Origin of the sequence: Clostridioides sp. ZZV14-6150 (assembly GCF_020657875.1) — a bacterium.
In the GTDB taxonomy this organism is placed as follows: Bacteria; Bacillota; Clostridia; order Peptostreptococcales; family Peptostreptococcaceae; genus Clostridioides.
In genome coordinates, this window is record NZ_JAGWDA010000005.1 from 25,599 (window position 1) to 38,575 (window position 12,977).

General features: G+C 29.5%; 16 protein-coding genes. All 16 read right to left on the reverse strand.

Going from position 1 to position 12,977, the window contains the following annotated elements:
- Positions 1-211: 211 nt before the first annotated feature.
- A complete protein-coding gene (locus KGF41_RS07405; protein ID WP_227856535.1) occupies positions 212-970 on the reverse strand; it encodes an ABC transporter permease in 759 nt (252 codons plus the stop codon).
- Positions 967-1,887: an ABC transporter ATP-binding protein gene (locus tag KGF41_RS07410; RefSeq protein WP_413841449.1), complete on the reverse strand. Its 921-nt coding sequence runs from the start codon at positions 1,885-1,887 to the stop codon at positions 967-969. The genes KGF41_RS07405 and KGF41_RS07410 overlap by 4 nt, the downstream gene beginning before the upstream one ends.
- Positions 1,884-2,084 carry a PLD nuclease N-terminal domain-containing protein gene (locus KGF41_RS07415; RefSeq protein ID WP_227827720.1) on the reverse strand — a complete coding sequence of 67 codons (201 nt, stop codon included), beginning with the start codon at positions 2,082-2,084 and terminating at the stop codon, positions 1,884-1,886. Before KGF41_RS07415 ends, KGF41_RS07410 begins: the two co-directional genes overlap by 4 nt.
- A 4-nt stretch (positions 2,085-2,088) precedes the next feature.
- Positions 2,089-3,183 (reverse strand): helix-turn-helix domain-containing protein, encoded by a 1,095-nt coding sequence (locus KGF41_RS07420; protein WP_227850274.1) that lies wholly within the window; start codon positions 3,181-3,183, stop codon positions 2,089-2,091.
- A 240-nt stretch (positions 3,184-3,423) separates the two neighbouring features.
- The gene (locus KGF41_RS07425; RefSeq protein WP_227827722.1) at positions 3,424-3,627 is read right to left on the reverse strand and encodes a hypothetical protein; all 204 of its coding nucleotides are present in this window, start codon (positions 3,625-3,627) and stop codon (positions 3,424-3,426) included.
- A gap of 143 nt (positions 3,628-3,770) precedes the next feature.
- The gene (locus KGF41_RS07430; RefSeq protein ID WP_304521394.1) at positions 3,771-3,917 is read right to left on the reverse strand and encodes a DUF2185 domain-containing protein; all 147 of its coding nucleotides are present in this window, start codon (positions 3,915-3,917) and stop codon (positions 3,771-3,773) included.
- A gap of 211 nt (positions 3,918-4,128) precedes the next feature.
- Positions 4,129-4,722 (reverse strand): L-serine ammonia-lyase, iron-sulfur-dependent, subunit alpha, encoded by a 594-nt coding sequence (locus tag KGF41_RS07435; protein ID WP_227842619.1) that lies wholly within the window; start codon positions 4,720-4,722, stop codon positions 4,129-4,131.
- Between the two features lie 16 nt (positions 4,723-4,738).
- Positions 4,739-6,046 (reverse strand): M20 family metallopeptidase, encoded by a 1,308-nt coding sequence (locus tag KGF41_RS07440; protein ID WP_227856536.1) that lies wholly within the window; start codon positions 6,044-6,046, stop codon positions 4,739-4,741.
- Between the two features lie 64 nt (positions 6,047-6,110).
- On the reverse strand, positions 6,111-6,590 hold the full coding sequence (locus tag KGF41_RS07445; RefSeq protein WP_227827726.1) for an L-2-amino-thiazoline-4-carboxylic acid hydrolase: 480 nt from the start codon (positions 6,588-6,590) through the stop codon (positions 6,111-6,113).
- A gap of 46 nt (positions 6,591-6,636) precedes the next feature.
- A complete protein-coding gene (locus tag KGF41_RS07450; RefSeq protein WP_227827727.1) occupies positions 6,637-7,500 on the reverse strand; it encodes a PTS system mannose/fructose/sorbose family transporter subunit IID in 864 nt (287 codons plus the stop codon).
- Positions 7,500-8,255 carry a PTS mannose/fructose/sorbose/N-acetylgalactosamine transporter subunit IIC gene (locus KGF41_RS07455; RefSeq protein ID WP_227827728.1) on the reverse strand — a complete coding sequence of 252 codons (756 nt, stop codon included), beginning with the start codon at positions 8,253-8,255 and terminating at the stop codon, positions 7,500-7,502. Before KGF41_RS07455 ends, KGF41_RS07450 begins: the two co-directional genes overlap by 1 nt.
- A gap of 26 nt (positions 8,256-8,281) precedes the next feature.
- On the reverse strand, positions 8,282-8,770 hold the full coding sequence (locus KGF41_RS07460) for a PTS system mannose/fructose/N-acetylgalactosamine-transporter subunit IIB (protein ID WP_227827729.1): 489 nt from the start codon (positions 8,768-8,770) through the stop codon (positions 8,282-8,284).
- 17 nt (positions 8,771-8,787) lie between these two features.
- The gene (locus tag KGF41_RS07465) at positions 8,788-9,189 is read right to left on the reverse strand and encodes a PTS sugar transporter subunit IIA (RefSeq protein ID WP_227827730.1); all 402 of its coding nucleotides are present in this window, start codon (positions 9,187-9,189) and stop codon (positions 8,788-8,790) included.
- Positions 9,190-9,191: 2 nt separating this feature from the next.
- A complete protein-coding gene (locus tag KGF41_RS07470) occupies positions 9,192-9,689 on the reverse strand; it encodes a PTS sugar transporter subunit IIB (protein ID WP_227842622.1) in 498 nt (165 codons plus the stop codon).
- 23 nt (positions 9,690-9,712) lie between these two features.
- Complete coding sequence (locus tag KGF41_RS07475) at positions 9,713-10,165, reverse strand: PTS sugar transporter subunit IIA (RefSeq protein ID WP_227842623.1); 453 nt, start codon at positions 10,163-10,165, stop codon at positions 9,713-9,715.
- A gap of 182 nt (positions 10,166-10,347) precedes the next feature.
- A complete protein-coding gene (locus tag KGF41_RS07480; RefSeq protein ID WP_227850271.1) occupies positions 10,348-12,915 on the reverse strand; it encodes a sigma-54-dependent transcriptional regulator in 2,568 nt (855 codons plus the stop codon).
- Between the last annotated feature and the right edge of the window lie 62 nt (positions 12,916-12,977).

The following is a 12,977-nucleotide window of genomic DNA, read 5'->3' on the forward strand; positions in this document are numbered from 1 at the left end:
TAATCACTAGATTATAATCTATCTCCTTTTTTATTTTTAAACAGTTCCTTAAGGTAATAATTTAATTATTATAAAACATAATGAGTACGACTAAAACAAAAAAAGACTTGAAACTTAAGTTCAAATCTTTTTTACTTAGATATATTCTTATACATTACTAAGTATATTTTCACACAATACAGTGCTATTTATATTTATAATAAAGATATCATTAAACTGGTTTTTTATTAAATAAAATAACAGCTGATAACAGACACACTATTGAAATAATGATTGTTACAATGATTGGAATAATAAATTCTGGAGCTGTCACTTTACCTGAAATCAAATCTATATTTTTTGATAATATAAAATTAGGCGTATAAGGTGCAACCTGTTTAGGAATAGAAATTAAACTCAAAACAATAGTTGCTACTAATACAAGTAATACACTTGCAAATGCTGGTCTAAATAGTACACATCCAAGAATTAATATAGTAATATACATAATACCAATTATCCATAAGTTAAATGCTGAAAATACAACATGATTAAGATTTGCAGTTGGCCAAAAATACATTGTATAACCATAAGTACATAAAAAGCTCAGCCAGAAACCAATGGTCATAATAATTACTGCAATAGAAAATTTAGACAATACTACAGACGAACGTGACAATCCTTTAGTCAGCATAATAACAAGTGTTCCTTTGGAATATTCGTTCGATAAAATATTACAAAAAATAATTAGAGTTAAACTCATGCCAAGACCAGAGATATTGCTAGAAAATTGTGTCCAAGAATCTAAAGCAGTTGGTTCAGCAGTAACTTTTAAAGTTGGCGCAAAATGGGCAATCAAGTCTGGCATAAATTTTGCAGAAAGAGGGCTACTTATACCTAATATTAAAAATAAAGTAATCAGACTAAATAATTTATAATTTCTTATGTTCTCTACAAATTCTTTTTTTGTAAATGCTATGTATTCTCTCACTTTACTACCTCCAAAAATAAATTTTCAAGTGACAATTCTATTAATTCCATCTTTATTGGACAAAGATTCATTTCTGCAAGTGTAGATATGACTGTTTGTTGTATTGATTTTATATCTTTACCATGGAAAATAATTTCCATATTAGTCTCTTCTGAATCTTTAAGTAAGGATTTAATACTACTACTAGATTTAAATGCTTGGATTTCATCATTACTTGAAAACTCCAATAAAAGTCTATCTTTTCCGTGCATACTTTTTATTTCTGAAAGTGTACCACTAAGAGCAATGCTTCCTTTATTTAATATGGCAACATGGTCACAAATTCTTTCAACATCAGACAGTATATGTGTTGAAAATATTACGGTTGTTGAGTCTTTGATTTTAAGCATAATATCTAATATTTCTTTTCTACCAACAGGGTCAAGTGCGCTTGTTGGTTCATCACAAATAAGTAATTTAGGGCGTGAAAGTAATGCTTGAGCTATCCCAAGACGTTGCTTCATTCCACGAGAAAATCCACCTATTCGTTTCTTTTCATTTCCAAGTCCTACAAGTGACAACAACTCTTCACTTCTTAACTTTATTTCTTGTTTTGAAAGCCCTGTAATTTCTCCACAAAGAGAAAGATATTCAAGTGGTCTCATATAGTTATAAAACTCTGGAACATCGGGTAGATAACCTACATGGCGGTTAGAACTTATTCTTCCATAGATCACTTTCTCACCACAAACATTTATAGTTCCACTATCTGTTTCAAGTAACCCAAGCACCATTTTCATTGTTGTAGTCTTGCCTGCACCATTCTTACCTACAAATCCAAAAACTGACCCTTCTGGTACAGTAAGATTTAGATTATCTATTATCTTTCGATTACCAAAACTTTTTGATAACCCATTTATTGAAACAATATTCATCATTCATCACCTCTTCCTATAGTGAAATATAAAATTGGGCCTATTATACTTATAAATAATACTAAAAGAATCCATATTGCCTTATTACCAATTTTATAATTTGGATGTTTTATTATATGAATAAGTGCAGTAATTACAAGTATTAAATTTAAAATAATAACAGGAAGCAAAAGCGGTAGATATTCCATTAAATTTTCCATAATTTTATTCCTCCAATAAAGATAATTTTTCTATAAGAAATCTGTATTCTTTGTTCTCATTTAATACAGAGAACATAGGATTATTCTTAATAGCCGCAACAATACCTGCCTTTACAATTGTATCATCACGTGTAATACCTGCTCCAATCTCAGAAATCCAGCCATCGATATGATTAAAAAAGTCATCACTATGTAACATAATTGGATATATATCACTTATTGCCAAATCTACATATCTTTGTAACGACTTAATAGCTCCTTTAGTATTTCCATGTATTAAATTCATTTGTATCTGGGTCAAATATACAGAAAACATAACACCAGGAGATAATGCATTAAGGTCAAAAGTATCTGAAATTGTTAAAATACGTCTTTCTATTTCTTCAATTTGTGATTTATCTGAGTTTTGCAGAAGTCCCACTAAATCTTGAACTAACAACGTAAGATTCTGATATGCTCCTATCTGTAACGTTTCATTAGCTTCATTAGTTTGACCATTCATCATTTGTCCCTGTGCAAGAAGTATGCTTTCATTTACCATGGGAAAATTGCTATCTTGAAATAAATCAATAACTTCTATAGGTTGATTTAACAATATATAACAAGTTGCCTCCATACCTTTTGACTGACGACAAATTTCTATATCATCACTTGTTTCTCGTATTCGAATAAAAATTTCTAATGCTTCACTAATTAATAGTTCACGTTTTTCTTCATCTACAATGTCATAATGATTAATTATCAAAATACCCATCTGATAAATCAAAGGAAAGCATGAATAATATTTTTTTATGGTTTCTCTTATTTCATCCATAACTTCGTCAAATGATTTAACAGTAAAATCTTTACACAATCGCTGATATAGTTTATTAATATCTTCCTTAATCATTTGTGGTTCGTAGCAAATTAATTCATCAACTGTAATGTTGAAATATGTCGCGAGTTGTGGCAAAAAAGTGATATCAGGATAGCTTTGCCCAGTTTCCCATTTAGACACAGAAGCTTTAGAGATACCTATATAATTTGCAAGTTCATCTTGTGTAATTCCTTTTTCTTTACGCTTTAAAATCAGTGTTTTTGCAATGTTTAATTCATTCATATCAACGCCTCCTTTGTATAATTATATCCTTAAATCCATAAACCTAACAAGCGATTTAAAGTTGACTTTTGATGAAAAAATCAACCATAGAGAAACAAATAAGCAGGTATCTTAGATACCTGCTTAAATATATTTTTAAACATAATTTACATAATTTGTTTATTATTCCAATTTTATCCGCATTATTATACAAAATCACAGATGAATATATCCAAATATAGTTTTTATTTATCATGTTTTTTAAACGTCTTGTATAAAATATCTTTTAATATAACCAATAATATATTTGTTTTCATATCCATATTTTCCATATTCACATTGCAACATATATTTAGGATTGATGTGTAAAATATCTTTTATGCCAACAGCAACAGCAAGCCTTGTCTGTGAAACACAATACTTTTCAATTTTTTCATTTAATTCTTTTATAAAGTTATTATTCATATTTATTCCTCCAATCATAACAGGCAACTATCATGTATTGATAATTACCTGTTATATAAAAATCTATAAAAGAAAAACAGTCAATCATTTAAACTAACTGCTTGTACATACATCATATTAAATTGTATAAACTATAATTTTTATTATTGTTCATGGATAAAGATTTCTTTTAAACCATCATCAATTTCAAAGTTATTGCTATCTATTCTTATATATGCACTTCCAACATCTGCATGTAAGTATGGAATAATATCTTTATCATAGTTAAAAATTGTATTGATTGCGAACACATATACAACCTTCTCCATTTGGCTCATTCCACTCAATTAACTTTTCGACCTTAACTTTTATAAAATCATCTTTTTTTAATAATTTCATACTTATTTCCTCTATAACTTCTAATTTATGTGAAATGTCATGTCACACCTATAAAAATCGCTGTACCCTGTATAAATACAAGAGATTTCTTACTTTATTAACAATTTTCTATGTACCTTTTGCCTACTTGTTATCAGTATTTGCAAGTCCTTCTTTTACTAACTTTGCTATACTCTTTATTGTCTCTTCAACATCATCAAATACTATTCCATCTTTAGATGATGGAATAGTATTTGATGATGTTGAACATTGTATAGCTGGATTAGTTGCAGTAGCTATCTTTAATACACAGCTTGTTTTTGCTCCATCACAAATTAATCCTGATAAATCAGCTAACATGTTATTAATTGCTCTCTTTATATTTTCTAACGTCTCCCCTTGTAGATATGTCATTCCACAACAAGCTCCTGTAGCCCCTGCAATACCTGCTCCACAAAGTGGTGATAATCTTCCCATATATTCTTTTAAATGTAATTTTATTTCATTAAAATCAACTATTTCATTAGCCTTTTCTAATTCATCTTTAGTAAAATTATATAATATCTCTAACTTTTTTTCTGATTTTTTAATAACTCCCCCAAGTGCAGCTGCTATTTCTATTCCTATTTTCCCAGTTCCAGGTATACCTATCCCTAATGCATTCTTAATTATGTTTGCACTTAAATAAAGTTGAATTTGTTTTATCTCTCTTTTTAAGATATCTATATATTTGCACATAAGATCTCTTCTCCTTTTACAATTCTAATAGTTTTATTAAAGCCAAGGTATATATCTCCATATTCTTTCGTATATGCTCTATTGGTACTCTTTCATCTGCTCCATGACCGCCAGTTTTATACGCTAAGAACTTAGGTCCAAACGCCACCATATCTTTAAACCAACTTGCATATGTGCCACCACCCATAGCAATTGTATATCCATTTTCATCTGTTACTTCTTCATAGGCTTCTAATAACTTTTTAAGTACTAAATTACTCTCATCCACATAATGTAAGTCTTTATGAGCAATAACTTTTACTTTCCAACCATTACAAAAAAACTTTTTGAATCTATCTATTATATTGTTTAAAACTATATTTTTACCATACCTTATATCTAGTTCACATATGATTTTTTCCTCATTCATTTTTAATATTCCTAAATTTAAAGTAGTGCTTTTGAATACCTCATCATATTGATTAATTCCCAATGCATCTCCATAATAGTCACTACAAAGGTATTTTGAAACTAATTCTATATCTTCTCTATACTGAAAATCCATATTATCTTCAACTATCTTTATTATCATTTTAGATATAGCATTTTCTCCCTTTTCAGGATTACTTGCATGCGCAGCTACTCCTTTAGTAGTTAACTCTGAAATAATTCCATTAATAATTTTTGCAGTACAATGAGACGGAACAACATTTTCTTTAGTTCCTCCCCTTACTATTATGTAAGGTTTGCTTTTATCAATTTTAATCTCTTTTTCTATCCTTATATGAACTCTTCCTTTTTCTCCATTAACCACTGGATACATCGCATCTGGAGTAAAGCCCATACTTGGAATTTCTTCATCTTTATCTAAATAATATTTGATACACTCCATACCTGTTTCCTCATTTGTCCCAAAAATTAATCTTATTCTTTTATTAATTGTAGGGTACGTATCCTCTATGTTTTTCAATACATGTATAAGCATAGATACAGCCCCCTTATTATCTATGGCACCTCTTCCATAAATAATATTGTCAATTACTGCTCCCGAAAATGGTTCTACACTCCACCCATCTCCTGGTGGAACTACATCTAAATGCATTGGAATTCCTATTAATTCTTCTCCTTCCCCAATTTCTGCATATCCAATATAATTATCAATATTTTTAACGCTAAAACCCAAACTAGCGCAGTAATCTAAAGTTTTCTCTAAAGATTTTTTAGGTCCTATACCAAAAGGACATTGTGAAATAGGTTCACCTTGTTGTGTATCAATTTTTATTAATTCTTTTAGGAATTCTACTGTTCTATTTAAACTATTATCTATGCTTCTGCTTATATCCATAAATCAACCTACCTTCTGTTTTTTTAAAGCCTGTCCTTAAAGAACAGGCTTTTAGCATTAAAAACTATTTTCTTGTGAATACTAATTCGCAAACTTCATCATCATGAGCACATTTTTGAGCAAACTCTAATCTAACACCTTGTGCACAATCAACTCTTCCATAATCACCGTAGCAAGCTAATCTACAAATTTCTTTTCTTTCTTCTTTAGTTAATCCATATTCTTTCCAAGCAGCATCTAATGGACAGTGATGGAATTTTAAAACTCCATTCTCATCTGTATTTTCTACTAATTCCATTTCAAACACTTTTTGTCCTTTACTGTTATATAACATTTCTGCCATTTTTCCTGGAGTATCTGCTACGCTATATTTTTGACCTCTCATTTTACCAAATCCATATATTGCTTCTTTACATATATCATCTCGATTAACTCCTAATTTTTCAGCTTCTTTCATAAGAAGATAGAACCATACTGCTCTTTCTCCTGTTGCTCCTCTAATTCCTTCTAAATATTCCTTTTCTGTATACATTTTTTCTGACATTTCTTTCTCCTCCTAAAATTAATTTCTATATTTTAACCATTGTAAATTAGAATATTCCAATGAATGATCCTACTAATGCTACTACAACTAAAATTACTAATAACTTAGTTATTGTCCACTTCTTGTATTTCATTCCCCAATACACGAAGAATACAACACCAAGTGGTAATAAACCTGGAGCAATCATGTTTAATGTATCTTGAACAACAATTGCTTTACCACCAATATCAAATGATAATGGAGTTGAAAGCTTAACTGTAGTTGCAGATAATGCTCCCATCATAAACATTCCTAGAATTGAAGCACCATCAATTATCTTATTGACAATACCACCTGATAGAATTTTCTTAATTGAATCTCTACCTAAAGAATATCCTAAATGGAATAAGTAATAACCTTCGCAAAATAGTAATATACTAAACATTATTGGGAAAAATGCACCTATAACACTTCCTTCTGCTCCAAACGAAGCACCTAAAGCTAAGAATATTGTTTGAAATGTACCAAAATCTAAAGTATCTCCAATTCCAGCCAAAGGTCCCATAAGCCCATTCTTAACACCTGAAATAACTTCTCCTGGGATTTTTCCTTCAGTAGCTTTCTCTTCTTCCATAGCTAAAACTGTACCATGAATTAACCCTCCCCATATAGCTTGAGTATTAAAAAATTGTAAGTGCCTCTTTAACGCATCTATTAAATCTTCTTTTTTCTTATATAACTTTTCTAAAGCCGGAGTGAAACTTGCACAAACTGCTAATGCTTGCATTCTTTCAAAAGAGTTAGATAATTCTGCTGTCCACCACCATCTTAGATATGTTTTTGTTACATCTTTCTTCGTAAGTACTCTTATCTTATTAACTTCAGTTGTACCTTGCTCATCTTTAGCTTCTTTATTTTTTATTTCTTGCATTATACTTCACCCACCCTTTTATCTTCTTTCATAAATGTAACTAAAAGAGCTATACAAACACCAAATATTGCAGCTGCAGTAATTGATATTTCAAAATATTGAACCATAAAAAATCCTATAATAAACATTGGTAAGAATTTATTTTTACCTATAGTAAATATTGTTGTTGCAAAACCTAATGCAGGTAATATACCACCCATTACTGTTAATCCATTCATTAACCATTGTGGTATAACATCTAATAATGATTGAACTAAATCTGCTCCAAAAAAGTTACATACAAAAACTATTGGAAATCTTAAAACAAACCCAAATATTAAAGAATAAAGTGTTGCACATCTCCAGATACCTTTTGTATTACCTTCTTCGGCATACTTATCTGCCTTATGAACTAATACAGCATTACCAGTTCTTCTTAAGTTATTAACTAATACTCCTATGACACCTAAAGGTACCGCAATAGATACTGCAACTTCTGCATTAACACCAGTTTGAAGTGCTACTGGTATTGCAATAAGAGCAGCTAAACATTTATCTGATGGAATATTTCCTCCTGCTGCTACCATTCCTAGATAAACCATTTCTATACTTGCACCAACAATCATACCAGTTGTTACATCGCCCCAAAGTAATCCAAGGCTAAAACCTATAAATAAAGGGGACTTTAGTGTTGAGAAAAGGGTATACCCTGCAAGACCTGCTGCAAACCAATACCATAATCCTGTTACAATTGCCAACATCAAAACAGATTCCATTTATAATTCCTCCTAATTTATAATTTTTATTTAAACTTCTTTAAGGCATTTTCATATGTCATAGATGATTCCTCTGGTATAACTTGTAGAACTATTTCAACCCCATCTTCATTAAGTTCATTTAGTTGTTCTACATCTTCATTTCCTAATGAAACAGCTGTAAATACCATCTTCTTTCCTGCTTCATTTGGAATACCTCCTAATTGAATCTTTTCATATTTAAGTCCAGCCTTATACGCCTTATTTGCCATATCAACGTTCTTAAATAGAATAAATATATTTTTATCTCCTAAAATATTGTTTTGGAATGCTTGTCCTGCATCTTCTGCTGTTAAAATAGCTACTTCTACTCCTGATGGCGCTGCCATTCTATATACATCAGCCATAAATTCATCTTGACCTAAGAAGTCATCAACTATTACTATTTTTTGAGCTTGAGCGATTTTCACCCATTTTGTTATAACTTGTCCATGAATTAATCTGTGATCTACTCTTACTAATGTTATTTTTGCCATTATATCCACCTCATAATTTATATTTTTTTAAATTCTTTAATTAAATCCACACAAAGGTTATTATTTTTTTTGACGATTCTTTCTGGTAATGTATGTACTTTATCTTCTTTGCTTAATTCTTCATCTACGATTAAAATTGTCTGTAAGCTAAGTCCATTTATTGCATCTATCCCTCTTCTTATAGCAACAGCTATTGCAACACTTGACGTAGATCCCCCATACAGATCTGATATTATAATTTTCACATCCTCTTTATCTACTACTTCTTCAACCTCTTTCATGAATACAGAAATATCTTTTTCAGAGCTTAGTGATAAAACTTCGTATTGATTTGACAATCCAAAATTTTTATTTGCTTCTTCTACTAATACCTTTCCCCACGTTCCATGGCAGAGTATGATTACCTTATATTTATTCATTGCTAAACAAACTCTCCTTTATAGCGATTAATACTTTGATTTAATTCTACTTCTTCCTCATCAGGTACCATTTGAATTGATACATTAATATTTTTTTTAATAAATTCATCTATTAAAAGAAACTCTTTTTTATTAATGTATACATTTTGAGATATTTTCTTTTTTCCTATCCCTGTAGGTATTCTTCCAATAATAAGTTTTTTAATATCAATTCCTTCTTCTCTCATTCTATTTGCAGTATCTAAGTTTTTAATTAATACAAAAACGTTATCATCAGCTTGGTTATTATAAAAATACCTCCTTGATTCACTTACAGTTAATATTGATAAATCAATATTCTTTGGTGCTGCCATTTTTATCAAACCTTTGGCAATAACATCATTGGTTGTTTCATCATCTACTACTACTATTTTTTTAACACCTAGATGCTTAACCCATTTATATATCACTTGACCATGTATTAATCTATCATCACATCTGCAATATTTTACTAAAGACATTTTTAATCGAACTCCTTTTTCTATTACATTGAGCTAAGAACTTTATTAATATGGTTTATACCAGTTTTCCCCGCTTCAATGCATGTCTCTGCTAACTCTTCTAAACTTTTTCCCTCTCTATTAATTAAAGCTTCAAGTAGCATTGGAAGATTTACTCCAGTAAGTGCATGAAACTTTCCACCTTTTTTAAGGTTTAAACTTGCTACATTACTTGGTGAACCTCCTAATAGGTCAGCTAATACTAAAACTCCGTCACCTTCATCTAATTCATTTAACTTTTCTACAAAATTTCTATTTAAGTCTTCAATATTATCATTCCTATTTAGTTTAATTGCTGCTGTTCTTTCTGCTGGTCCTGCAATAAGTTCACAGCTTTTTATAATTTCTTCACTAAAACTCCCATGAGTCATAACTATTATCCCAATCACCAATCTCACCTCACTTTTCTTGTCACTTTTTATATAAGCAATTGCCATGCCAACTTATGTGTATCAATAACAAATGGCTATTTTACAGGATTTAATCAAATCTTTTTACTTAATTTATAAAAAAAGCTTACTCTTTCAATATGTATCAAAATCTTTTTCAAACCTGTATCAAATCTGTATCAAAAAGAAGTAAAAAAAAGATAGCCTTTTGGCTATATTTAAGTTTTGTATCAACTTTTGAATTTATCTGTATCATACTGTGATTCAAATATATCTAATATATTTGCATATTCCATATCTGAAATGATTATATCGAATGTCTCTTCTACAAGCTTAAAACTTTCTTTTATAACTAAATATAATGCTTTACTTCTACTAATTCTTTCTTCATATGATTTATAAACTAAAGACTCTTTTATTATTACTCTTTCAATCATACATGAACAATGAAATATAAACTTTACTAAAAGTTCATCTTGAATTACTAAAGAATAATGTTCGCTAATTCTATTAATTACTTCTTTTAATATAAAATAAGCCTTTTCCCCATTTAAAAAAGTCAAAGTTTTACTAATATTATCAATTAGTAATCTATCAAAATATCTACCACCATTATCTTTTTCAGCATATGTAATTTCCATATCTCCATAATGTTTCTTTATAGATTCTATAATATTAAAATATAATTTCTCTAATGTCATTTCCGGAGTTAGGGCCTTTCTAGTTGCTTCTATTACAATAGGTGTACTTACCATATCTATTGCTTTTACTTCTTTTCCAGTAGCATCATGAATAACTTTAGCAAATGTTAAAATAGATCCCATATCAGTTAGAATTAAAATTCCCTTTCCTTTGTCAATTTCATTGGCTATTTCTACAGCTTGGACTAAAATATCCTGAACTCTATCCTCTAATCCCATATTGATTGCCACTGCATGGTTACAATCCAGTAAAGTATTAGCTACATTCACCATGCTAGATGCCGTAGATTCACCATGCATTATAACTAATATTGCTATACTCTCCTCATTTAATCCCACATAAGATAAATAAAGAAACGTTGCTAAAAAAATTGCTTCATCTTCTGGAAACTCAACTCCATACATTAATGACATGTTAGATAATATTTCTTTTGCTATGTTATATTCATATGCTCTTTCCTTCATAATTTCATCTTTATTAGGATGCTTTACTATGTTCCCAATCTTTATTCTTTCAATTAAATTCTGAATATGTAAGGCTATAGCTTTTATTAATTTATCTAATCCTTCTCTTTTGCTCCATTTATCATGCTTTTGTAAAATATACTTCACAGTAGTTGCAATTGAATCATTAACAATATTGTTATAAGCTGTTTGATTACTACTATTATATATAAAAGTATTCATTAAATTATAGGAATACTTCTGTATATCTTCATCTATAACGCTTCTAATTTGTGACTCTTTAATACCTTCTTGTTGAAGTTTATTCCAAGTTTCTTTTATCATTCCATAGAAATCTAAATCATATTTTTTATTTTCTATTAATAAATTTTCACTTTCAAAATTCTTTCCTTCTGGTAAAAAAATAATATCTTCTTTCCCAATAAAACTGAAGTTTTGTACAAACTCCTCTTTTCTATTATTTCCATATAATGATTCTCTAATATTGTTTGGTAGAAGAGAGAGTCTTACATATACACATTCCCTTTTATAGGTCATATAATCTAAAAAAGCTCTTGCACAAATTAATTGTATGTCGCTTTTTAATTGTCCTATATTTCCCTTACACTTATATAAAATAAATGCCTTAATAACTTCTTTTGAAACCTTTAACTTAACACCAATCCTAATACTTTCTTCTTTAAAAAAATAACATATAAGCTTCATTCTCTCTTGAAAGCCTCTTTCCTCTAAAGACGGAATCTTTATAGTTACAGGTATTCTTCTTAAAAACGTTTCCAACATTGCTACCTCTGGATCTTCTGTAGTAGCTGCAATTATCATAATCCTACACTCATGTACCTTATTAGCCTCTCCTAACCTTCTATATATACCTTTATCCATAAGTAGAAATAGCATTTCTTGTCCCTCTGCAGATAACCTATGAACTTCATCTAAAAACAATATTCCATTATTAGCTTCATGTACAATACCATACTTATCTTTATCAGCTCCAGTAAATGCTCCTTTTACATATCCAAAAAGCTGTGCTAATAATAATTGCTGATTATCAGAATAATCAGCACAGTTAAATATGATAAATGGTGCATTATCACTATCTTCTTTTATAGTTAAACTATACTTATACATATATTCTGCAAATATAGATTTACCAACTCCTGTAGGTCCTATTATTAATGTACTCAACCCCTTAGGTGGATATATTACTGCTGCTTTAGCTTGCTCTATTTGAGACTTTAAACTTCCATCACATCCTACTAAATTAAAAATATTGTTCTCTTTTTTTATACCCTCTACAATATACTCATCTTTGATAGCATCATTTTCACTATATTCGTTTACAGAGTTAATATTATCAAATATCCCTTTATTTAGTTTCTTTCCTAAAATACTCTCAACACTTTCTTTATATAAGTACTGAACAGGTTTTCCCTTTATCTTTATAATAATACTTTCCTTTATTAATTGATTTAATTCCTTACTAGCATTACTTCTATTTATACCTACTTCAGTAGCAATATACTCTGCATCAAATCCAAATCTAATGCCGTTATTAAGATTCAAGTGTTCTTCTGTTAACCTTTTCAAGCAAATTAAAACTTTTTCTTTCCTTGATAGCTTCTTTTGTATCATAGTTAACCTCCCATATAAGCAGTAATACTGTTAAATATTTATTATTAAGCTTAATTCTACAA

Excerpts from the sequence above, each read along its gene's own strand:
- KGF41_RS07410 (WP_413841449.1), bottom strand. The coding sequence starts at position 1,887 with ATGATGAATATTGTTTCAATAAATGGGTTATCAAAAAGTTTTGGTAAT.
- KGF41_RS07415 (WP_227827720.1), bottom strand. The coding sequence starts at position 2,084 with ATGGAAAATTTAATGGAATATCTACCGCTTTTGCTTCCTGTTATTATT.
- KGF41_RS07420 (WP_227850274.1), bottom strand. The coding sequence starts at position 3,183 with ATGAATGAATTAAACATTGCAAAAACACTGATTTTAAAGCGTAAAGAA.
- KGF41_RS07425 (WP_227827722.1), bottom strand. The coding sequence starts at position 3,627 with ATGAATAATAACTTTATAAAAGAATTAAATGAAAAAATTGAAAAGTAT.
- KGF41_RS07435 (WP_227842619.1), bottom strand. The coding sequence starts at position 4,722 with ATGTGCAAATATATAGATATCTTAAAAAGAGAGATAAAACAAATTCAA.
- KGF41_RS07440 (WP_227856536.1), bottom strand. The coding sequence starts at position 6,046 with ATGGATATAAGCAGAAGCATAGATAATAGTTTAAATAGAACAGTAGAA.
- KGF41_RS07445 (WP_227827726.1), bottom strand. The coding sequence starts at position 6,590 with ATGTCAGAAAAAATGTATACAGAAAAGGAATATTTAGAAGGAATTAGA.
- KGF41_RS07450 (WP_227827727.1), bottom strand. The coding sequence starts at position 7,500 with ATGCAAGAAATAAAAAATAAAGAAGCTAAAGATGAGCAAGGTACAACT.
- KGF41_RS07455 (WP_227827728.1), bottom strand. The coding sequence starts at position 8,255 with ATGGAATCTGTTTTGATGTTGGCAATTGTAACAGGATTATGGTATTGG.
- KGF41_RS07460 (WP_227827729.1), bottom strand. The coding sequence starts at position 8,770 with ATGGCAAAAATAACATTAGTAAGAGTAGATCACAGATTAATTCATGGA.
- KGF41_RS07465 (WP_227827730.1), bottom strand. The coding sequence starts at position 9,189 with ATGAATAAATATAAGGTAATCATACTCTGCCATGGAACGTGGGGAAAG.
- KGF41_RS07470 (WP_227842622.1), bottom strand. The coding sequence starts at position 9,689 with ATGTCTTTAGTAAAATATTGCAGATGTGATGATAGATTAATACATGGT.
- KGF41_RS07475 (WP_227842623.1), bottom strand. The coding sequence starts at position 10,165 with ATGGCAATTGCTTATATAAAAAGTGACAAGAAAAGTGAGGTGAGATTG.
- KGF41_RS07480 (WP_227850271.1), bottom strand. The coding sequence starts at position 12,915 with ATGATACAAAAGAAGCTATCAAGGAAAGAAAAAGTTTTAATTTGCTTG.